Genomic DNA, 21725 nt, shown 5'->3' on the forward strand with positions numbered 1-21725 from the left:
CGAAAAAGTCACCGAGGCAGGCCTTCGCTTCCACCCACTGGAGCATGGTGCTGACGGCCGGACACAGCTCGATGCCGGGTGCGGCGGATGCGATCGAGACGCTGTGTCGCGCCTACTGGTATCCGCTTTACGCCTATGTCCGGCGCCACGGGCATTCACCTGCGGACGCCGAGGACCTGACCCAGGAGTTCTTCGCCCGGCTGATTCGAAAGAAGCATCTGCGACTGGCGGATCCGGAAAGGGGACGGTTCCGCACCTTCCTGCTCACCTCCCTGCGCCACTTTCTCTTCAACGAGTGGGCCCGGGCCCGGACCGGGAAACGGGGACGCGGGCATGCCGTCGTCCCGCTCGATCCGCGGACGGCGGAAAGCCTTTACGCGAATGACGTCGAGGAAGGGCCGTCTCCCGAGGCCCTTTACGACCGGCGCTGGGCCGTGACCCTGCTCGAACGATCCCTGCGTGAATTGCGCGAGCGCTATGCCTCGGCCGGAAAGGCGGAACTGTTCGAGGTCCTCAAGGCCTCCGTGTGGGGTGCGAAGGGGTCGGCGCCGTATGGTGAACTCGCGACGCGGCTCGGCATGAGCGAGGGCGCCGTGAAGGTGGCGGTGCATCGGTTGCGCCGGCGCTTTCGGGATCTCCTGCGGACCGAGGTGGGCCGCACCGTCGGCCATCCCGACCAGGTGGACGGAGAATTGCGGGACTTGATGGCTGCCCTGGGCAACCGCCTCGAGACGCCGGGTTAGCCCCGGGCCGTAACCTCCGGGGATATCGGCTGGAGATTCCGTCGTAATGCAACGCACCGAAGCGAAGGGTGGGTCATGAACAAGAAGCAGGCCTGTGCCCGATGCGGCAATGCAATCAACGGGTTCGCCGCCGGGGATCTCTGCGCCATGTGCCTGCTTCAGGACGGCCTGATGCCTTCCAGCCCACCGGAAGGGACCCTGCCATCCCGCTCGGGCGCGACAACGACCGACCGGATGGGGCCGCCGTTGCCGTGGGACGGCACGCAACGCTCCTCGTTTGGGGACTATGAATTGATCGAGGAAATCGCGCGTGGCGGCATGGGGATCGTCTTCAAGGCGCGACACCGAAGTTTGAACAGGGTGGTCGCCCTCAAGATGGTCCTGCCAGGCCGATCCGCCTCTCAAGGATTCATCGAGCGATTCCACACCGAAGCCGAGGCGGCGGCGCGACTGGATCACCCGCACATCGTTCCGGTCTATGAGATCGGGGCGCACGAAGGCCAGCACTACTACACGATGAAGCTGATCGAGGGCTCGACGCTGGCTGCACGTCTGGCCACCGGTTCCGGGCGGAGCATGGGACATGGGGCGCCGGCTTCGTCGCCCGACCCTCCCTCTGTCTGCCGGCCCGCGGAGGCGGCGGTGCTGGTGGCCAAGGTCGCCCGCGCCATCCATTGCGCCCACCAGCAGGGCATCCTGCACCGGGATCTGAAGCCGGCCAACATTCTCATCGACCAGCAGGGCGAGCCGTTCGTCAGTGACTTCGGACTGGCCAGAATCGCAGAGAAGGCGAGTGACCTGACCCTGACCGAGGCGGTTCTGGGCACCGCCAGTTACATGGCTCCCGAACAGGCGGCCGGCCAATCCAGGCAGCTCACGACCTCCGCCGACATCTACAGCGTGGGTGCGATCCTTTACGAATTGCTTGCAGGACGGGTTCCGTTTCGCGGACCCACCCCGATGGAGACCCTGCGCCAGGTGGTCGAGCGCAGCGTTCCATCACCTCGCTCGATCCGGCCGGCGGTGGACCCCGATCTCGAGACGATCTGCCTCAAGTGCCTCGAGAAGGAACCCCGGGACCGGTATGGATCGGCCGAGGCGCTGGCGGATGACCTGGACCGCTGGCTGCGCCACGAGCCGGTCCTGGCCCGCCCGGCAGGCATGGCTGTCCGGCTGCGAAAGTGGGTCCGTCGCAGGCCGCTGGTCGCCGCATTCTCCGCCGCCATGGCGTCCGTGCTCGGGCTGGCCATGGGCGGAGTGTTCTGGCAGTGGCGCCGGGCCGAGATTCGCGGTGACCTGCTGCAACAGAAGGCCGACGTCATGCAAAGGACCCTCTACGCGGTGGAGATGAAGGCTGCCCGGCAGGCATGGAACGACGCGCGAACCGGAGACGTGCTGGCCCTGCTCCGGAAATACGGTCCCGACAGCGGTCTCGAACAGCTTCGCGGCTTCGAATGGCGGCAGCTCTGGTGGCTTTGTCATCAGGAGCAGGCCACCCTCCAGAGTCACCAGGAATACATCTGCAAAGTCGCCTTCTCCCCCGACGGAACGCGGGTCGCCGCCGCTGGAGACCGCGATGGCGTCATCCGGGTTTGGGATGTCGGTTCGCTTGGGCCGGTCGCCACCCTGGGAGGTCAGACTTCGTGGATGGGTTCCCTCTTCTTCCTCGATGACAACCGGACCCTGGCGTTCGACCGCAATGATGGACGGCTCATGCTTTGGGACACCACCACGGCCCGGGCGGTCGAGATCCTCGACGGCCGACTCCGAGGCATGTGGCCATTGCGGCTCTCCCCGGATGGCCGCTGGGCGGCGGCGGTGGACCGGGCGCAGCCGCGGGTGCTCCGGGTTTGGGAGGTTGCCACCGGCCGGCAGGTCAGTGAGCTGGCCGGGATCGCCTTTCACAGCCCTTACATGCTCGATAACAGGCTCCTTTTTTCGGCGGACGGTTCAACGCTGGCCATCGCCCTGCATGACAAATCGGTGCGGCTGCTTTCCGTCCCGGACCTGACCTCGGAGGTCCGGCTGGTCCTGACCGATCACGCGCGCTGCCTGGCACTGTCCCCCGACGGCACGCTTCTGGCCGCGGGTTTCATCAGCAGTCCCGGGATAGAGATCTGGGGGCTGGCCTCGCAGCAACGGCTTCACACTCTCCGCGGGCCGCACCACCCCCCCATGTTCGAACTCCGTTTCTCCCCCGACTCGACCCTGCTCGCCTCCTCGAGCTACGAATCCGTCGTCGCGCTCTGGAGTCTCGCCGAGCCGGAGCGCGAACGGGCCGGCTTCAAGGGACACCCCGAAGGGCAGGGCATCGCCCTCGCCTTCTCCCCCGACGGTCGGCTGCTGGCGAGCGGCGGCCGCGACGGTGCCATCAAACTCTGGAACACCGATGTCAGCCCCGCTTCGCCCCTCGAAACCGCGCTGCCAACCGGCGCGTGGCAGGCGCGGTTCTCCCCGGACGGACGGACGCTGGCGGTGGCAGCCGACGGCGGCAAGGTGAAGCTCTTCGATCCCGTCAGCGAGGAATGGCTCGGAACTCTGGAGGATCCCGACGACACGGCCCCGCCCGCTGAACCCTACACGCCGCACTACCGGCCCCTGGCCCTTTCGCCGGACGGCCGGCTCCTGGCCATGGGCCGGGGCGATCGCACCGTCCTCGTGTGGGATTTCGAGACCCGGCAACTCCGGCACCGTTTGACCCACGACACCGGCACGGTGCTCTGTGTCGCCTTCGCACAGGATTCGAAAACCCTGGGCACCGCCGGCGACGACCGCACACTCCGGCTCTGGGATGCGCGGACCGGGCGCCAGACCGGGGGGCTCGAAACCCGGGAGCTGGTTTACATCCTCGCATTCTCGCCGCGGGGCGGGGTCCTGGCCTACGGCGGATGGACCCGTCTGGCGGATTCGCAGCCGGTCACTCTGTGGAATTATGAAACAGCGCAACCCGTCGCCACCCTCCCCGACCACGCCGCCCCCGTGAGTGCCCTGGCCTTCTCCCGCAACGGCCAAACCCTGGCTTCCGGCGACGGCGACGGCATCGTCCTCCTCTGGAACCTCGATGACCTCCCATCGCCCCGGAACCTGCCAGTCCTCTCCGGCCACCTGGGACCGATCAGCGGCCTGGCGTTCTCACCTGATGAGATCAACCTCGTGGCGACGTCGTTCGGCGGCACAGCCAGGATCTGGCATCTGCCCGCCATGCTGGATGCGGGAGACCTCTCCTCCCGGCAGAACCTGCTTGCTTCCGCCGCCTTTTCCCCCGACGGCAACACCCTCGCCCTGGCAGGTCGCGAACGGGGTGTCCAACTCTTCCGCGCCGTCCCCTTCGAGCAAACCTCTGCCCAGCCCAACCCTGACTGAATCTCCAGCTTGAGCGACCGGCCTGGCAGCGGCGCCGCGCATCCCGGAATGGTGGGTAGAGGTGCGAACTCCGCCAAACGGCGCTTCGGAGGGCCGGGTTCCACGAGGCCGCAACGGTGTGGAGCGTTGGGTTGAGGACTCGCGGAGCTCGTCCCTCCGATTCGCTGGCTCGTTACCGACAACTTGGGGATGCACGGGTGAAAGCGAAGGTGGAAAAGCGCTGCCTGGTTTGGGATGCTTTCGCCTGTGATGAACGGGCGGGATGAAAAGTCAGCTTTGACGCGGGACCAGATTCTCGCCGCCTTGAGCGCCCTGTCCGATCACCTCGGACAACAGCACGTCACCGGCGAGATCTGTCTGTTCGGCGGCACGGTCATGGTGCTGGCCTTCACCGCCCGTCTTTCAACGAAGGATGTGGATGCGCTGTTTCAACCCGCTCAAGTCATCCGCGAAGCCGCACGCCGCGTCGGGGAGGATCAACAATTGCCCGCGGGCTGGTTGAACGATGGCGTCAAAGGTTTCATCTCCGCGCGCCACGAGACGACAACAGGCAACCTCCCGCAGTTCCCCCACTTGCGTCTGACCATGCCCGTTCCCGAATATCTGCTGGCCATGAAATGCATGGCAGCACGCATCGGCGGCGCGAAGGATGAACCCTCGGATATTGCGGATATCGTGTTTCTGATTCGCCGGCTGAAGTTGAACTCCGCGAAGGAATCTTTGGATTTGGTCGGCCAATACTATCCGGCCAACCGCATCCCGGTAAAGACACAATACCTGGTCGAGGGCCTCTTCGAAGAAGGGAAAATATGAGACCCAAAACACTGGCCGAAGTCGCGCAACTCACCCTCAACGGCGAATCCTTTGACCGCTGCCTGGCCAATTTCCTCGACGAATTCTACGCCGCGCCGGATGCCCGGGCGCTGGCCGACACTCCGCCGCGGCTAACGCAACCATGCGGCGATTCCGGCCGCGTGCAGGACGCTTATCTGGCTGCGACTGCCGAAGAGCTTGCGCGCGTCTGGCAACTTTCCGTTCCGGCATGGACCGCCGACGACTCCCGCATGCTGCATCGCCCGTGGTTTGCATCGCCTTTGGCGGCGCTCCGCGCCGTTTTGCTCCTGGAAAGTCCTCCTGCCTTCCGCGCCCGAAATCTGTTCGTCAGCGAAAACGCGCTCGCGCGAGCCTAGTGTCAGAGGACCGGCTCAACACGTTGCTCCGGTCCGACCATCCTCGTCCCTATGAGGGCGAGCCTCGGGAAAGCCCAAGTGGGAATCCGCGGGCTGTAACCTTCTTCGCCCGATCCTGTAGCAGGGGGAGAATCGAGACGCTTATGAAATCGATTGATTTCCCTCCCGCCCGCCGCCCGATCCCGCCGCTCCAGGGTTTCCGCCTGTTCACCGCCCTCGGCTTCCTGGCCCTCGCCGCCCCAGCGCAGGAATTCGTCAATTTCGAGGGCAAACAGACCAATCCCATCCGTCTGTCCGCCGACGGCACCCGGTTGTTCGCCGTCAACACCCCGGACGCGCGGGTCTCGGTGTTCGATCTCACCCATCCGGCCACACCCAGGCTGATCGCCGAAATTCCTGTCGGCATCGAACCGGTTTCGGTCCATCCGCGATCGAACGACGAGGTCTGGGTCGTCAACGAGGTGTCCGACAGCGTCAGTGTCGTGTCGGTCTCACGTGGCATGGTCGTCGCCACTCTCCGCGTCAGGGACGAGCCGATGGACGTCGTCTTCGCGCGCGGCCGGGCCTTCGTGTCGGTTGGCCGGAGCCACGCGCTCGCCGTGTTCGATGCCGGGACACGGGAGGAACTCGATCGGATTCCCCTCCTCGGCCTCAACCCGCGCGCGCTGGCCGTCAGCCCGGACGGCAGCAGGGTCTATGTGGCATTCGCGTTGTCGGGGAACCGCACGACGATCATCCCGCGGGAGGAGGCGCCCGATCAACCTGGCCCGACCCGCATTCCGGACGCGCCGCCGAAGGTGGCGTTGATCGTGGATGCGGAGGATCCGGCCTGGGCGGATGAGATCCGGTACACGCTGCCGGACAACGACGTGGCCGAGATCGACGCGGATTCCCTCACGGTGACCCGCTACTTCAGCCGGCTCGGAACGGTGAACCTGGGCCTGGGCGTCCATCCGGGAGGCGGCCAGCTTTGGGTGGCCAACACCGACGCGCGCAACCGGGTCTTCTTCGAGCCGGCGCTTCGCGGGTACACTCATCTCAATCGAGTCACCCGCGTGGACCTCACGACCGGAGCGGCGACCCCGTTCGACCTGAACCCGGACATCGATTACGGCGTGATGCCGAACCTCGAAGCCAGGGCCACCGCGCTCGCCCAGCCCACCTCCGTGGTCTTCCATCCGTCCGGAGACCATTTCTACGTCGCCGCGTTCGGGACCGACCGTGTGGCCAGGGTCGATACACACGGGACGATCCTCGACCGGATCGAGGTCGGGGAGGTCAAAGGCGCCACTCCCGATCCGCGGAACAAACGCGGCCCGCGCGGCCTGGCTCTGCACCCGGACGGTTCCCGGCTCTATGTCATGAACCGCATCGCCAATACGATTTCCGTGATCGACACCGGCACCCGCTCGGTCGTCGGCGAGTTCCCAACGGGTTCCCATGACCCGACTCCCGAGACCATCCGCGTGGGGCGCGGCTTTCTGTACGACGCCCGGCTCTCGGGCAATGGCACTCTGTCCTGCGCAAGCTGCCACGTGGATGGGGAGATGGATCACCTTGCCTGGAATCTCGGGAACCCGGACGGCGAACTGCAACGGCTGACGGTCTTCAGGGGGGTGTTCCCCACCAGCACTCATCCTGCGCATCCCATGAAGGGGCCGATGACGACCCAGACCCTGCGCGGGCTGAAAGGAATGGAACCGCTGCACTGGCGCGGGGACCGGGCCTCGCTTCTCGACTTCAACCCCGCCTTCGACTCACTCATGGGAGCCGAGCCGCTGGGCGACGAAGACATGCGGGCCTTCAAGGACTTCGTCGAGACCATCGCCTTTCAACCCAACCCCAACCGGAATCTCGACAACTCGCTGCCGGTCTCCCTCGCTGGCGGCGATCCGCGGGCAGGCCAGGACTTCTTTCGCAACACGGACTTCCTGGTCCCGGGGTTCGGGCCGGTCCGATGCGTGAGCTGCCATGCCCAGCCGACAGGTCTGGCCCTGCCCGGCTTCCGCATCACACAGCACGATGGGATGGATATTGTTCAGCCCATGAAGATCCCGCATCTCCGCAACCTTTATCAACGGCTCGACTTCGATAACACCCCCGGTGCCATGAGCCTGTCCGGCTTCGGCCTCGAACACGACGGATCCAGGGCCGGAATTGCCCAGGCCCTGTCCGTCCCGCGCTTCGAAACCATCCGGAACGACGAAACGATCATCCGCAATCTCGCCGCCTTCCTGCTCGCATTCGACACGGGAACCCCGCCGGCCGTGGGCCATGACCTGACCCTCACCCGGGAAAACCTCTCCTCCCCCGCAGTCATCAGCCAGTGGGACACGCTCGAACAGCAGGTCCAATCCAGCCGCATCGATCTCATCGCCAAATCCGATTTCGGAGCCCTGCTCTTCGATCGTGCGACCTCCGGCAGTTACCGTTCCGATGGGGAAGGGGATCCGTTCCGCAGCCGGCACTGGGTCGAGGAGCGCATTCGCGAAGGAGCCACGGTGACCCTCATGGGGGTTCCCGTTGGCTCGGGATGGCGTATGGCAATCGACCGCAATCTCGACGGAATTCCCGACGGGGTCCCGCCGCGCATCCCGCTTGTCGTCCGATTCCGGTCCACGGGCGATGCGATCCACCTGTCGTGGGATGCCGAGGCGGATCGCGCCTACGCCGTCGATTCCTCGAATTCCCTGGAGCCGGGAAGCTGGACGCCGCTCGCCACCGGCATTGTCTCCCAGGAAGGTGCCGCGACCTTCTCCGACTCCCTCGCCGATCGCGGACCCGCCCGCTTCTATCGAATCCGCCACGACTGATCCGCGCCAGCCCGCCGGCCGGATCTCACTTCGCCATCACCACCTCGAGGGTGTCTTCCTTGGCGCGTGGCGCATCCTCCTCGGTCTCGACCTGAGGTCCCTCGGCGGGAGGCACCAGCGGGGCCGCGTGCTCCACGGCGTCCTCCGCCTTGTGGAACTTCACACTCACGATCCGGCTCACCCCCTGCTCCTGCATGGTCACCCCGTACAACACATCGGCCATCCCGATGGTCCGCTTGTTGTGGGTGATGATGATGAACTGCGACCGCTCAAGGAAGCGCTGCAGAATCCGCACGAACCGGTTGATGTTCGATTCGTCCAGCGGCGCGTCCAGCTCGTCCAGCACCGCAAACGGCGACGGCTTCACCTGGTAGATCGCGAACAGCAGCGCCACCGCCGTCATCGTCTGCTCGCCACCCGACAGCAGCGAGATGCCCCGCAACTGTTTCCCCGGCGGCCGCGCCATGATCTCGATGCCGCTCTCCAGCACGTCCTCCGCATCCGCCAGTTGCAGATCGGCGTGCCCCCCTCCGAAGATCTCGACGAACAGGGTCCGGAAATTCTCCCGGATCTTCTCGAAGGTCTCGGCGAACATGGCCCGCGTCTCCGTGTTGATCCGCTGGATCACCTCCAGCAACTGCTCCTTGGCCCGCGCCAGGTCGTCGTGCTGCCCGCTGAGAAACGTGTGGCGCTGCTCGGCCTCCTCGTACTCCTCGATGGCCACCAGGTTCACCGGACCCATCTCGTCCACCCGCCGCTGCATCGCCCCCACCTGCCCCGCCACCGCCTCCCAGTCCGTCGCCGCCCCGCTCGCCGCCATCTCCTCCGGCGTCACCACATGCACCCTCGGCGGCCCTTCGTCAGCCACCGTGATGGTGATGCATTCGCTGCGGACCTCCTCGAGCCGCACCTGGTACTTCTCCCAGATCCGGCTGACCAGGTTCTCCATCGCCATCCGCCGCTGCGCGAGTTCGATCTCCAACTGACCCCGGCGCGCCTGCAGGTCGGCGTGACGCGCCCGCTGGTCCCGGAGCACCCCTTCGCGTTCCCGCACCTCGCCATCCATCTCGCCCCGCTGTCCGTTGAGTTCGGCGATCCGCTCGTTGGCCAGCCCCCGCTCGTGCCGCAACCGCTCGATGACGGCGCGGGCCTCGACGATCTCCCCCTCGCTCTTCGCCTTCCGTTCGAGATAGCCCGCGCACTCCCCGCGCCGCTGCTCGACCAGTGCCCCCAGTTCCTCGATGCGCTGGGACAACGGCCCCTTCTGCCGCGTCAACCCGGCCAACGCCTGTTCCTCGCCCGCGCACGCCACCTTGGTCTCGGTCAATGCCGCCGTCGCCTCGTCCCTCCGCAGTCGCAGCGCCTCAACCTCGCCGTTCAATACGGTCAACCGCTCCTGCGCCCCGCGCTCGGCCTCCTCCGTCTCTGCCAAACGCCGCGCCAGCGCCTCGCGTTGTTCGCGGCCCTCGCGATCCTGTTCCGCCAGGCTCTCGATCTCGTACACCACCGTGTCGATCCGCTGGTGGAGCACCCGGCGCGACTGTTCCAACGCCTTGAATTCCCCCTCGTGGGTGGCCACCGCCACCTCCTGCGCCCGCAGTTCGGTCTGCGCCTGCTGCAGACCCGCCTGTAATTCGGTCTGCTCCGCCTGCAACGCCCCCCGCTGCCGCCCCGCCTCGTTCAACGCCTCCTGCAACTCCGCCACCACCCCCCGCAGCTCGGCAATCTGGTTCTTCCGCGCCAGAATTGACGAGGCCGGCTTCCCGTTCCCATTCCCCGCCCCGCCCGTGAACACGCCCTGACGCGACAGCACCTCGCCCGTCCCGGTCACGAAATCGCACCCCGCCCCCCAGCCGCGCCGGGCGGCAACCGCGGCTCCCAGATCGGGCGCCAGAAACGTCGCCCCCAGCAGCCCGTCAAGCACCGGCCGGATCGCCGCATCCGATTCGATCACCTCGAGTAGCCGCCGGAATCCCTCCGGAATGCCCGCCCCTTCGCCGGCCCCGGCCGAAGGCCCCGCCGCCGGTCCGTCTTCCGTCCCCAAACCCCAGTCGAGCGCCGCCAGACTGGCCCGCCCCTTCCTGCCCGCCGCCAGATCCGAGAGGATCCCCTGCGCCGCCTCCGGCCGTTCGGTCAGCACCAGTTGCAGGTGGTGTCCCAGGGCGGTCTCCACCGCCATAATGTGCCGCCCGTCCGGCACCCGGATATGGTCCGCCAGGGATCCCAGCACACCCGTCGCCTGCAAGGCCGCCAGGGCACCGCTTCCGAAACCCTCGTGACTGGTCTCCAACTGCTCGAGCACCTGAAGCCGGGACCGCGATTCCGCCTGGCGCCGGGTCAGGCCGTCGAGCGTCTGACCCGCCTGCTGAAGGGCCTGCTGCAATTCCCTCAGGCGCGCCTGCCGTTCCTCGACGGTGCCACGCTGCGCCAGGACCCCCGCCTTCTCCGCCTCGACGCTGGCCGCGAACTCCTCCAGCCGTTGTTCGAGGCGCACCCGTTCCTCCTCCACCTGCACCTTCTCCGCCGAAAGCTTCTCCAACCGCACCGTGTGCGCCTGCTTGCGCAGGTCGAGCGCGGTGAGTTCATTGCGAACCCGGCTCAGCTCCTGCGCCATCCCGAACGCCTCGCCCTGCGCCTGCCGGACCGCCAGTTGCTTCGCCACCAGGTCCCGTTCCACCTCGGCCAGCGCCGCCCGTCGCGTCTCCAGCTCCGACCGCAACCCCGCCAGCCGCGCTTCCGTGTCCGCCACCCGCTCCGTCACCGCCGCCATCTCGTCCTCCGCCGCCCGCTTCCGCTCCTCCGCCTGCGCGATGTCCGCCGCGGCCTGCGCGTTCTGGCGGTCCCACTCCCGCAGCCGCTCCTCGTGAAACTGGATCCGGCTCTCCTCCCGGTCCGCCTGCCCCGCCAGCTCCGTGGCCCGCTGCTGGTTCGCCGCAATCTCCCGGTCCAGTTCCCCCAGCCTCTCCCGCAACTGCAGCAGCTCGTCCTCAACCCGCAACACCTCCGCCGACGCCTCCTCCAGCCCAGCTCTCGCCGCCTCCGAAGCCGCCTCGCGTTCGCGGATCTCGTGCGCCGCCACATCGTACTGGTGCCGGGCAAGCTGGGTCTCGAGATGCTGAAGATCAGTCATCAGTTGCTTGTACCGGCGTGCCTTCCCTGCCTGTCGCTGCAACGACCCGATCTGCCGCTTCACCTCGCGGATCAGATCCGCCACCCGCAGCAGGTTCTGCTCCGTCTGCTCCAGCTTCCGCAATGCCTCCCGCTTCTGGCTCTTGAACCGCGTGATGCCCGCGGCCTCTTCGAACACCAGGCGCCGATCCTCCGGACGACTGCTCAGCAGCTGCGTGATGTTCCCCTGGGCCATGATCGAGTAGCTCGTCTTGCCCATCCCCGTCCCCGCGAACAACTGCTGGATGTCCTTCAACCGGCAGGCCGTCTTGTTCAGGAAATACTCGCTCCCCCCGTCCCGGAACACCCGCCGCGTCAACGTCACCTCCCCGTAGTCGATCGGCACCCCCGCCGCCCGCACCTGCTCCGTATCGACATCGCCCAGCGTCAACGACACCTCCGCCAAGCCCAACTGCTTCCGGGAATCCGTCCCGTTGAAGATCACGTCGGCCATCTCCCCGCCCCGCAGCGCCTTCGCCGACTGCTCGCCCAGCACCCAACGGATCGCGTCCGCCACGTTCGACTTTCCGCACCCGTTAGGCCCCACGATTGCCGTGATCCCCCGCTGGAAGTTCAGCGAAGTCCGGACGGCAAACGATTTGAACCCCAAGACGGTCAGGTTCTTGAGATACATGACGGTGCCCACGGAACCCGAAGGCGCCCCCCGTGTCAAAAGCAAACCCGCAGCCCCTAGTGTCGAGTTATTCACAGTCCACAATCCCTTGCGCCCGGCCGGTGAATAACTTTCATGGCCCCCTTCGCTCCCACCCTTGGGGAAGCGGTGTGCGGTCGTGGGTGAAGGGCCTCTAGGATCAAGGCTGCATTGACGGAGCGCGGGTCCGGGCTGAGCCTGCCGGGCATGATCTCCATCCAGGTGCCGGCAGGGTTCCTCGCGCTCGCTTTGTCGTCCTCCGCAGTGCTCGGACAGGGAACCGTCCTTCCGGTGGTGACGGTGACAACCGGCGGGGCTGGAACACCCCCGAGTCTGCCCGCTCCGCTGCAAGGAATGGCGGCCTTTCCAATCGTAGTCGTTCCAGAGCCGGGACTGGGGAGTCTTGGCGCATTCGGAGCCGGGCTCTTGTGGCTGGGCCGAAGGACGCTGCGAACTCGTCGATCCGGTGGAGAAGGGTATCCGATCCGCGGAACCAACGAGAGTAGGCGGTTCTGACGCCAGTGGCTCTCCTTGCTCCCGCTCCTGCTCCCGCACTTGCTCCTGCTCTGGATCTTACCCGCCCCCCCTCCGCCACCCCGCACCCCGCGCCCCTCTCGGCTCAACACGAAGGGGGAACGGCTCGGCGCACGAGTGGTCCGGTGAGCTTGGCGGTCGCGGCAAATAACAAGGCAGGCTGCTTAACTTGATCTTCCCCGACCCCTCCGGGGCTGCCCTCCGGGCTTCCGTGGATGACCCGGTTACCAAGAAGTCAATAGTAATAAGCATGGCTCAAGTTTTGACTCCAACGTCAACAACAGTGTGTCGGGCATGTTATGTTTTGGAGTCAATAATAGTGTGTCTGACTTATTGTTTAGGGGTATTGTGCTTGTGTTTTTTGAGGAGCCGGACGCGAGGATCTCGCGGCGCCGATCCGTGGCCCGGCTTCAGTTGGTCAGGGGGACGTGACGCCATCCAACCGCCGATGAAGTCGTGGACGGCGCCTGGCTCTGTAAGACTTCACAGTCAACAACATCTGTCCTGAAGGCGTACTCCCAGCAGACCCGCGGCTAAGAGCCTGCCGAGACCGTTTCTCCCCTCCTCGTGGTTCCCGTGGCGGGAGGTTCCACCCCGCTTCAACCAGCCCTTCGGAACGCCAGGGTCGCCTCGCGAACCTGTTTTTCTCGTTTCGGACGCCGCCGCCGCTCGCTATACCTCCCCGGGCGCGGTGGCAGACCGCCGTGCGCCCGTCGAACCCCCAAAGCCGAATTTATGCCACTGACGACCACCAAGGAGCTCTTTGCCAAGGCACTGAAAGGCAAGTACGCCGTCGGCGCCTTCAACGTGAACAACATGGAGCTCGTGCAAGCCATCATCGAGGCCTGCGAGGAGGAAAAGGCTCCGGTGATTCTCCAGATCTCCCGTGGCGCGCGCTCCTACGCCAACCCGGTGTACCTGCGCAAACTCATCGAGGCCTCCGTCAGCGTCGCCACCATCCCCATCGCCGTCCACCTGGACCACGGTGACACTTTCGAGCTGTGCAAGGAGTGCATCGACGAGGGCTTCACCAGCGTGATGATCGACGCCTCCCACGAACCGTTCGAGAAGAACGTCGCCATCTGCCGCAAGGTCGTCGAGTACGCCCACAAGCATGGCGCCGTGGTCGAAGGCGAACTCGGACAACTGGTCGGCGCCCAGTTCGATGAGGGCGAGGAGGGCGGCGGGTACAGCGTAGGCGGCCACTATACCCATCCCGAGGAAGCCGTGAAGTTCGTCAAGGAATCCGGCGTGGATTCCCTCGCGGTCGCCATCGGCAACAGCCACGGCGCCTACAAATTCAAGGGCGAACAGCACCTCGACATCGAACGCCTCAAGTCCATCAAGAAGGCCCTCCTCGACGCCGGGCTCGGGGATTATCCCCTGGTCCTCCACGGCGCCTCCAGCGTCCCCAAGGAGCTGGTGACCGAAATCAACCGCTTCGGCGGGCAGATGGGCGACGACACCGCCGGCGTGCCCGAGTCGGACATCGAAATCGCCCGGCGCACCGGCTGCACCAAGGTCAACATCGATACCGACCTCCGCCTCGCCATGACCGCCGGCATCCGCAAGGCGCTGGCCGAAAACCCCAAGGAGTTCGATCCCCGCAAGTACCTCGGGCCCGCCCGCAAACTCGTCAAGGAACTGGTGCGCCACAAGCTCCGCAATGTCCTCTGCTGCGCCGGCCACGGCTTCGATTGATCCGTTCCCAGTGCGCCCGTCACCGCCATGAACACGGCGGATGGCCTGTCGCCTCACGGCTCGCGATCCGCACGCTCGAAGGCCCCTAGAATCCGGTCGAAGGCGCCTCGCAGCTCGGAGTAATCCCGCAGGTCGATCGTGAACCGTTCCCCGCGGTTCGCCACCGAACGCCCGCTCCCATCCGCAAACAGGATGCCCTGGTCCCGCCGCCGATGATGCGTGCGCGGCCGCACATTGAACGCCTCCAGCTCGGGCGGGCAGAGAAACTGCGAATCCATCACCAGCGCCTGGATGGGGTGCCCGTCACGATTGTGACCCAGCGAATCCAGCCGGAGGTGATCGGATCGGAACGGCTCCCCGGCCGGGTCGAACAACGCCGTGTTTCCTCCGTGACGGTAGTAGTAGCTCCCCTGGGCCTGGGTCTCCCCGACCTTCGCCAGTTCGGTGGCCGAATCGACGGTCTGATCGTTTCCCGGGCAAAACAGGATCCGAGGTTCCCGGGAAAGCCCGGAGCCGAGCAGCAAGCCAAGGCCCACGGGCTGCCCGTCCCGCAGGGAGAGCAGGCTCGTCGGCGCCCCCGTGGATGGGTAGAAGCTGGCCGGACTGGTGAATGCCGGCGCCACAGGGCCGAACGGAATGCGCCCCCGATGATCGTCGGCGTATAGATGGATGGCCACTCCGATCTGCCGGAGATGGCTCAGACACACGGCCCGTTTCCCGCGAGCCTTCACCGACGCCAGCGCCGGAAGAAGCAACGAGGCGAGAATCGCCAGAATGACGGTCACCACCAGCAATTCCCCCAGGGTGAACCCGCTCCTCCCCCACCCCGCCCCGGCCCTTTCAACACCCCGGCCCCGCCTCCACCCGCCCCGCGCTTGGAAGCGTCCGCATCCGGTGATTCCAGGGAGGGTCACAGGGGTTCAGGGATGCTGGCGTACCCGGTAAAACTGTCGTCCTTCACTCCCGATCGGATCGGAGAACTCAACCCAGCCCGTGTCGTTGGTGATCGACCCCACCGTCGTCCACTCCCCGACAGGTGCAACCACGTCATTCGCCCTCAACACTTCGAACACCAGACCGGGATCGCTTTGGAGCACGAACCCCAATCGCCCGTCCACGATGCGCGGACTGCGCAGCCCGGGTTCCCCATGCACCTCCATCCGCGCATGGTCGAGGTTCCAGTACCCTCCCGCCAGCTCCGAACTCACTGTGGACAGCACCTGGAGCCCGATCCCCCTGCCAGCCCAGGCATCCGTGGACCTCACGGGCGCCGTGCGCACCCGGAAGTCCGTCAACCGCTGCCGGGACGGAAACGTGGCCGCGGTGTGGGTGACCACGGTCGTGGCAATCCATTGCCGCGCTCCCTCCTCATCCCGGTAGTACACCCCCAATTCCAGCGTCGCGCCCTCCTTCATGCCACCCCCGCCCCCCTGCACCCCGAGCGTCAGCTCGTAGGACCGCCCCGCTTCAAATCTCCCGGCAAACGCCGCTGCCGCACCTTCCGCCGTCTCGTGAGTCGAGGTCTCATCCAGATAAACACCCACCGATGGAACCGCGAAAAGGTAGAAGGCCTGGTCCCCGTCCGCATTCTCCAGGTGGTCGTCCTGTCCCGGTTCGGTGTTCCTGAACACCCCGCTGAGCTGGTCCCACGTGAATCCCCCTGCTTCCTCGTACCAGGATGGTCGGGGGGTCTTCTGCCAGGAGTCCACACGGTTGTCCACAAACGCGGTCACTGGCGATTCAAACGAACCGTTCGGGATTTCGATCCCTTCGACGAGGCGGACATGGTCGATCTCCCAGTAGCCCCCGGCGCGCCCCGGATCGACCGTCGAGAGGAACCGGATCCCCATCGGCCGGCCACTCCAGGCGTCGGTGGAACGGACCGTCGGGACCCGCAACCCGACGTCCACCAACTGCTTCGGGTTCGGGAAACGGGACGGATCGTGGACCACGTTCGTCGCGGCCACCACCACCTGGCCTCCGTCGGCACCGCGATAATACAGGCTCATCTCGATGGAAGCGCCCGGGGCCATGCCGCCGCCGCCGCCAAGCATCCCCGCAGTCAGATGGTAGGATTTCCCAATCCCAAACGTCGCCCCCGCGCCAACCGCGTCCTGGAACAAACCCGCTGCCGGGACCGCGAACAGATACAGCGCCTGCACCCCGTCGAGATTCCCGATCCGATCCGGTTCGCCCGGTTCCGGGTTCCTGAACACGCCTGTCAACTGGTCCCAGCCAAACCCTCCGCTCTCGTCGTACCCAACGGGCCGCGCCGTCTTCTGCCAGCCGTCGATCCGCGTCTCCACAAATGACGTGCCGGGCGACTCGAAGGATCCGTTCGGGACGAACAGGGGCTGGGCGCAGACGGACGCCGCGGTCGCGAGGACGGACCCCGCAGAGGCTATCCAACGATACAGGCTGTACTCACGCATATCTGCGCAATCCTGCATGAATGAAACCCCGTATCAAGCGCCGGACCGCCCATGGCCATATCGTCAAGGCACTCCGCCCCCACCCCGTGCATCCCGAAGTTGTGGGGAGAGCTGCGAACTTCGCCACGCATCGCTTCGGAGGGCCGGGTTCCACGAGGCCGCAGCGGAGGGGTGCCATGGATGGAGGACTCGCGGAGTTCGTCCCTCCGATTCGCTGCCTCCTCACCCACAACTCCGGGATGCACCGGCCCCCACCCGGCGCCGTCTCGCGGCTTCCCAGTCGGGCCCCCACCGGCTAGACCCATCGCATGAAAGGTGACGCTTGCCTTGGCGCGCTGAAGGCCATCAGCGACGGGAACCGCATCCGCATCCTGCGTCACCTCCTCGAAGGCGAATGCACCGTCGGCGCGCTCGCCGCGGCCCTGGACATCTCGCAGTACAACGTCTCCAGGCACCTCTCGATCCTCCGTTCGGCCGGCCTTGTCTCCAATCGCAAGGCGGGACGCGAGCGAATCTACTGCGTCGCCAAGGAGTGCCGCATCCGGACCTCCGCGGGCTTGAAGGTCATGGACCTCGGCTGCTGCACGTTCCGAATCGACGAAATGCCGGAATAGCCTCCCGCCTGGACCTCCGCCACGTCCTCACCCCACCGCAGTTGTCTCAGGATCCGGTCTGTTCCCGCCAAGAACCGTGTAGTCAACGCCGGCCCGTCGGAAGCATGCTGGCCGCCACGGTCGAATCCGTTCCGGGCTCCGGCGCCGGCGGAACGGATGCATTCCGATCCGTGCGATCGCCCCGGTCGTGCCACCCTCGTGGCAGGAGTTCCGGTGCGGACGCGAGTTCACGGCGGCACCGGCAGGCACGAGGCGCAACCATGCAGGCAATCATCCGGCAGGAACGGCACGGCAACTGGACTCGACGACACTTCCTTGGGCGTTCGGCCGCGGCCGCAGGGGCACTGGCGCTCGCCTCCCGCGATCCTGGGCTCGCCCGGGCCGCCACCCGCCCGCGAACGGTCGGGGCCAACGACCGCATCCGGTTGGGCTTTGTCGGGCTCGGCGGACGTGCCCGATGGATCCTCAAGAACGAGGCCTTGCCCGGGGCCGAGGTGGTGGCGGTGGCGGACTGCTACCTGCCCCGCCTCGACGAGGCGGCCCGCCAGGTGGAAGGCGGCGATCGCTGGAGGAAGTACGGTTCCTACCGGGAGATGCTCGAAAAGGAACGTCTCGACGCGGTGTTCGTCGAAACCACCACCCACGCCCGCGTCCTCATCTCCATCCACGCCATGCAGGCGGGCTGCGATGTCTATGCCGAGAAGCCGCAGAGCCTGACGGTGGCCGAGGGGCGCGCCCTGGTGACCGCCTCGCACCGGTACGGGCGCATCGTCCAGACCGGTTCCCAGCAGCGCTCGATGCCGATCAACCGCCATGCCAGCCGCCTCGTCCGCGAAGGCGCCATCGGCAAGGTCCATACCGTCATCGCCTGCAACTTCGAGGGCCCCAAGGTCTGGAACCCCTGGGATGAACCCAACGACATGCCCGCGGGACTGGACTGGGACGAGTGGTGCAACCAGACCCCGCTGCGCCCCTACTACACGGAACTCCAGTTCAAGTGGGGTGAGATCGAGGATTACGACGGCGGCGGCCAGATGTGGGGCGTGACCGGTTGGGGCACCCACAGCCTCGACCAGGTCCAGTGCGCGCTGGGCACCGACGACACCGGTCCGGTCGAGATCTGGCCCGAACCGCCCTTGGGACCCCGCTGCAAGATCACCATGCGCTACGCGAACGGCACCCTGCTCAAACTGGAGGGAGCCAACCGGGGCATGGAGGATCTCGGCGCCATCTTCGTCGGCGACCGCGGCCGCATCGAAATCCTCCGCGGCGACTTCACTTCCGATCCGCCCGAACTCCGTCAGGACGCCCCGCCGCCCACCCCGCAGGGCCCGATGGAGTCCGTCCCGCACATCGAGGATTTCTTCGCCAGCATGCGTTCCCGCAAAGCCCCGACCGCCGACGCCGAAACGGGGCACCGGGCCACCACCGTGTGCCACCTGGTGAACATCTGCCGCAAGGTCCAGCGCCGCCTCGTCTGGGACCCGGTGAGCGAGACGTTCACCGGCGACGCCGAAGCGAACGCCCTGCTCTCGCGCCCGCGCCGCAGCGGCTACGAACTGCCCAGGCTCACGTAGCGGTTCCCGCCACCGATGGCCCCGTCACTCCCCGGGTGGAACGAATCCAAGGTCCGTCTCGTCCCCCGTCCGCACCTGCCATTGCCGCAGTTCCCGGAAGAGTTCCCGCACGCGGCCGATGTGCCGGGCGTCCCCGGCCAGGTCGCGGCGTTCGTCGGGATCCTCGGTGAGATGGTACAGCCGGGCCCGCTGGAGGGTCGGGTACACCATCAGTTTCCAGCCATCCATCGAGACGGCCCGCTGGCAATCGGTGTAGGCGGTGTAGATCGACCGGTACTTCGAACGTCCGTCGCCGCGGACGATCGGAACCAGGCTTTGATAGGAGACATGACCGGGAATGGCCACCCCGGCGAGTTCAAGGGTGGTGGGCATGACGTCCTGGTAATAGATGGGCTCGTCCGTGCGCCGGCCGGCCGGCACCCCCGGACCGGCCACGATGAACGGCACCCGCACGCTGTGTTCGTACAGGTTCTGTTTGCCCATCAACCCGTGCCGCCCCACCGCCAGCCCATGGTCCGAGGTCAGGATGATCCAGGTGGACGCCGCCCGCCCGGACCGTTCGAGAGCATCGAGGATCCGGCCGATCTGCGTGTCGAGGTGAGTCACCAGAGCGAAGTACTCCCGCCGATGCACCGCCACCGCATGCGCCGTCCGCGGCATCGGAGCGAGAAACTCGTCCCGCAGCGAATGCGGGCTCCCGATGGCGTCCCGGAAGGGATACTCGGGCAGGAAGTTCGCCGGCAGCGCGATGCGGTCGGGCGGGTAGCGGTCCAGATACGATGGCGGGGCCTGACGCGGGTCGTGCGGCGCATTGAACGCCGCATACACGAAGAACGGCCGGTCATCCCCGCCCACCCCCTCCAGGAACGCCACCGTCTCGTCGGCCAGCACCTCGCTCCAATGCCTCCCGCCGGACCAAAATCCGCCTTCCGCCGGATTCGCCGGGTCCCATGGATCCGGGACACCCTCGCGCGGCCGGTCGTAGGCGTGCGGATGGCGGTTGGGCACGACATCCGGCATGCCGGGCCGGACCGTGCCCGTCTCCTCGAAGGTTGAGGCGGCATCGAGACGGACATGCCACTTGCCGGTCAGATAGGTCCGGTACCCGGCCGCTTTCAGGATCTCCGACCACAGACGCCCTTCCCGGCGTTCGTCCTCCATCGCGTCATCGACCCGCCGCTGGTCCCATAGGAAGCGTCCTGTTTGCAGCATCGCCCGGCTGGGCATGCAGACCGCCGCGTGCCAGGACCCCATGTTGTAGGCGTGGGTGAAGGTCAGGCCGCGGGCCGCCAGCCGGTCCAGGTTCGGCGTGTCCACATCGAGATTCCCCAGTGCCCGGATCGAATCGATGCTCTGATCGTCGGTCAGCAGGAACAGGATGTTGGGCCGCGGGGGAAGGGTCTCCGAGCCATCCGCAGCCTGGACGCCCTCCGCCACGGCGAAGGCCGCGAGCAGCCCCATCCATCCATTCAGCAAACGGGAGAACATGGCCGCACCCTCCCGCATTCCCGAGGGCAAGGAAACCGCGAAGGCTGAGCCCCCCCGTGGCGCGGTGCATCCCGGAGTTGTGGGTGAGGAGGCAGCGAATCGAGCGAATCGGAGGGACGAGCTCCGCGAGTCCTCGACCCAACGCTCCACACCGTTGCGGCCTCGTGGAACCCGGCCCTCCGAGGCAACGCGTCGCGCATTTCGCGCCTCGACCCACTACTCCGGGATGCTGGGTCCGCGACGCTTCCCACCCCGTCGATGCAGCCCGGCTCAGCGGAACAACAGCGGGGTGAACTCGCGCAGGTACTCGCGCCAGACATCCCACGTATGACCGCCCTCGGTCTCGCGGTACACCACCTCGAACTGGTGCCGGCGCAGCATCGCCACCGTGGCCCGCGACGTTTCGATCAGGAAGTCATCCTTGCCGGTGGCAAACCACACCTTCTTCAGCCCCTCCTTCTTCGCGGCATCCTCCAGGATTCCCCGGTGCCGCTCCTCGAATCCGGGACCGGGAGCCGCCCCGCCAGGTCCGCCCGCAATCCCGAACACGCCGGAGCTGAACACCCCGAGATACCCGTATCGGTCGAGGTGCGGGATCCCGATGTTGAGGGTCTGGGCGCCTCCCATCGACAGGCCGGCCAGCGCCCGGTTGGCCCGGCCCTCCAACACGCGGTAGCGCGCCTCGACCAGGGGCACGACGTCACCGGCAAACTCCCGCTCGAACTCGTCATTGAAGCCCGCCCCGAACCGGAACGGCCCCGTGTGCCCGGCCGGCATCACCACGATCATCGGCCGCGCCTTTCCCTCGGCGATGAGGTTGTCGAGGATGGTTCCGGCCCGGCCCACCGTGCTCCACGACTCGTCGCTGTCGAAGGCCCCGTGGAGCAGATAGAACACCGGGTATCGCCCCTCTCCCCGCTCGTACCCGGGCGGCGTGTACACGTGCAGCCGGCGAAACCGCCCGAGGGTCTTCGAATGGTATCCCACCCGGGACACCGCCCCGCGCGGGACATCCCGCTCATCCATGAAATCGGCGCCCGGCACATGCACCAGGCTCCAGGAATTGGCGTTCGACTCGCTGGTCTTCGGATTCCGCGGATCCATCACCGGCACGCCATCGACCTGGAACCGGTACCGGTACGAACCCGGTTCCAATGGGCCCACCACGACCTCCCACACGCCCTCCGCCCCGCGCGTCATCTCCCGGCCACCCTGACCGAGTCCCGGCACATCGCTGCCCCCCAACCGCACCGCCTTCGCCTCGGGCGCATGGATGCGGAACGCCACCTTCCTTCCGTCCGTCAGTTCCGGCGACTCCACCTGCACCTGGGGCCCGCCGAAGCGGGGTTGAGCCAGGGACGTCAGGGAGCCCATCAACAACGCCAAGGCGAGGATTGGAGCGGTAGAACGAGGGTTCATGCGGGACCGCATCCTCCCCCCGCCGTCCCCG

At 66.7% G+C, this 21725-nt stretch carries 13 protein-coding genes; 8 read left to right on the forward strand and 5 right to left on the reverse strand.

What is annotated here, in order from left to right; genetic code table 11:
* The first annotated feature begins 71 nt into the window (after positions 1-71).
* From KF833_05580 to KF833_05600, 5 genes are all read left to right on the forward strand, one after another.
* Positions 72-743, forward strand: coding sequence for a sigma-70 family RNA polymerase sigma factor (locus tag KF833_05580; GenBank protein MBX3744761.1), 672 nt, complete (start codon positions 72-74; stop codon positions 741-743).
* Between the two features lie 75 nt (positions 744-818).
* Positions 819-4106 (forward strand): serine/threonine protein kinase, encoded by a 3288-nt coding sequence (locus KF833_05585; protein MBX3744762.1) that lies wholly within the window; start codon positions 819-821, stop codon positions 4104-4106.
* Positions 4107-4355: 249 nt separating this feature from the next.
* On the forward strand, positions 4356-4919 hold the full coding sequence (locus KF833_05590) for a hypothetical protein (GenBank protein ID MBX3744763.1): 564 nt from the start codon (positions 4356-4358) through the stop codon (positions 4917-4919).
* Positions 4916-5296 carry a hypothetical protein gene (locus KF833_05595; protein MBX3744764.1) on the forward strand — a complete coding sequence of 127 codons (381 nt, stop codon included), beginning with the start codon at positions 4916-4918 and terminating at the stop codon, positions 5294-5296. Before KF833_05590 ends, KF833_05595 begins: the two co-directional genes overlap by 4 nt.
* A gap of 143 nt (positions 5297-5439) precedes the next feature.
* Positions 5440-8109, forward strand: a complete 2670-nt coding sequence (locus KF833_05600) for a beta-propeller fold lactonase family protein (protein MBX3744765.1) — start codon at positions 5440-5442, stop codon at positions 8107-8109.
* A 25-nt stretch (positions 8110-8134) separates the two neighbouring features.
* On the opposite strand, the gene smc is transcribed toward KF833_05600, so the two are convergent.
* The gene (gene smc, locus KF833_05605) at positions 8135-11911 is read right to left on the reverse strand and encodes a chromosome segregation protein SMC (protein MBX3744766.1); all 3777 of its coding nucleotides are present in this window, start codon (positions 11909-11911) and stop codon (positions 8135-8137) included.
* A gap of 1287 nt (positions 11912-13198) precedes the next feature.
* Here smc and KF833_05610 point away from each other — a divergent pair.
* Entirely contained in the window at positions 13199-14164 is a 966-nt protein-coding gene (locus tag KF833_05610; GenBank protein ID MBX3744767.1) for a ketose-bisphosphate aldolase, read from the forward strand.
* Positions 14165-14217: 53 nt separating this feature from the next.
* Here KF833_05610 and KF833_05615 read toward each other — a convergent pair whose 3' ends face one another.
* Positions 14218-15063 (reverse strand): prepilin-type N-terminal cleavage/methylation domain-containing protein, encoded by an 846-nt coding sequence (locus KF833_05615; protein ID MBX3744768.1) that lies wholly within the window; start codon positions 15061-15063, stop codon positions 14218-14220.
* A 21-nt stretch (positions 15064-15084) separates the two neighbouring features.
* Positions 15085-16596 (reverse strand): hypothetical protein, encoded by a 1512-nt coding sequence (locus tag KF833_05620; GenBank protein ID MBX3744769.1) that lies wholly within the window; start codon positions 16594-16596, stop codon positions 15085-15087.
* 308 nt (positions 16597-16904) lie between these two features.
* Between KF833_05620 and KF833_05625 the strand changes: the two genes are divergently transcribed.
* Together KF833_05625 and KF833_05630 are read left to right on the forward strand one after the other, a co-directional pair.
* Complete coding sequence (locus tag KF833_05625; protein MBX3744770.1) at positions 16905-17210, forward strand: winged helix-turn-helix transcriptional regulator; 306 nt, start codon at positions 16905-16907, stop codon at positions 17208-17210.
* A gap of 260 nt (positions 17211-17470) precedes the next feature.
* Positions 17471-18787 carry a Gfo/Idh/MocA family oxidoreductase gene (locus KF833_05630; GenBank protein ID MBX3744771.1) on the forward strand — a complete coding sequence of 439 codons (1317 nt, stop codon included), beginning with the start codon at positions 17471-17473 and terminating at the stop codon, positions 18785-18787.
* A gap of 24 nt (positions 18788-18811) precedes the next feature.
* Here the strand turns inward: KF833_05630 and KF833_05635 are convergent, their stop codons facing one another.
* Positions 18812-20275: a sulfatase-like hydrolase/transferase gene (locus tag KF833_05635; GenBank protein ID MBX3744772.1), complete on the reverse strand. Its 1464-nt coding sequence runs from the start codon at positions 20273-20275 to the stop codon at positions 18812-18814.
* A 270-nt stretch (positions 20276-20545) separates the two neighbouring features.
* Positions 20546-21694: an esterase gene (locus KF833_05640; protein ID MBX3744773.1), complete on the reverse strand. Its 1149-nt coding sequence runs from the start codon at positions 21692-21694 to the stop codon at positions 20546-20548.
* Between the last annotated feature and the right edge of the window lie 31 nt (positions 21695-21725).

Source organism: Verrucomicrobiia bacterium, assembly GCA_019634625.1.
Lineage (GTDB): Bacteria > Verrucomicrobiota > Verrucomicrobiia > Limisphaerales > CAIMTB01 > CAIMTB01.

Excerpts from the sequence above, each read along its gene's own strand:
- KF833_05630 (MBX3744771.1), top strand. The coding sequence starts at position 17,471 with ATGCAGGCAATCATCCGGCAGGAACGGCACGGCAACTGGACTCGACGA.
- KF833_05595 (MBX3744764.1), top strand. The coding sequence starts at position 4,916 with ATGAGACCCAAAACACTGGCCGAAGTCGCGCAACTCACCCTCAACGGC.
- KF833_05640 (MBX3744773.1), bottom strand. The coding sequence starts at position 21,694 with ATGAACCCTCGTTCTACCGCTCCAATCCTCGCCTTGGCGTTGTTGATG.
- KF833_05625 (MBX3744770.1), top strand. The coding sequence starts at position 16,905 with ATGAAAGGTGACGCTTGCCTTGGCGCGCTGAAGGCCATCAGCGACGGG.
- KF833_05600 (MBX3744765.1), top strand. The coding sequence starts at position 5,440 with ATGAAATCGATTGATTTCCCTCCCGCCCGCCGCCCGATCCCGCCGCTC.
- KF833_05610 (MBX3744767.1), top strand. The coding sequence starts at position 13,199 with ATGCCACTGACGACCACCAAGGAGCTCTTTGCCAAGGCACTGAAAGGC.
- KF833_05585 (MBX3744762.1), top strand. The coding sequence starts at position 819 with ATGAACAAGAAGCAGGCCTGTGCCCGATGCGGCAATGCAATCAACGGG.
- KF833_05635 (MBX3744772.1), bottom strand. The coding sequence starts at position 20,275 with ATGTTCTCCCGTTTGCTGAATGGATGGATGGGGCTGCTCGCGGCCTTC.
- KF833_05580 (MBX3744761.1), top strand. The coding sequence starts at position 72 with ATGCCGGGTGCGGCGGATGCGATCGAGACGCTGTGTCGCGCCTACTGG.
- KF833_05620 (MBX3744769.1), bottom strand. The coding sequence starts at position 16,596 with ATGCGTGAGTACAGCCTGTATCGTTGGATAGCCTCTGCGGGGTCCGTC.
- KF833_05590 (MBX3744763.1), top strand. The coding sequence starts at position 4,356 with ATGAACGGGCGGGATGAAAAGTCAGCTTTGACGCGGGACCAGATTCTC.
- smc (MBX3744766.1), bottom strand. The coding sequence starts at position 11,911 with ATGTATCTCAAGAACCTGACCGTCTTGGGGTTCAAATCGTTTGCCGTC.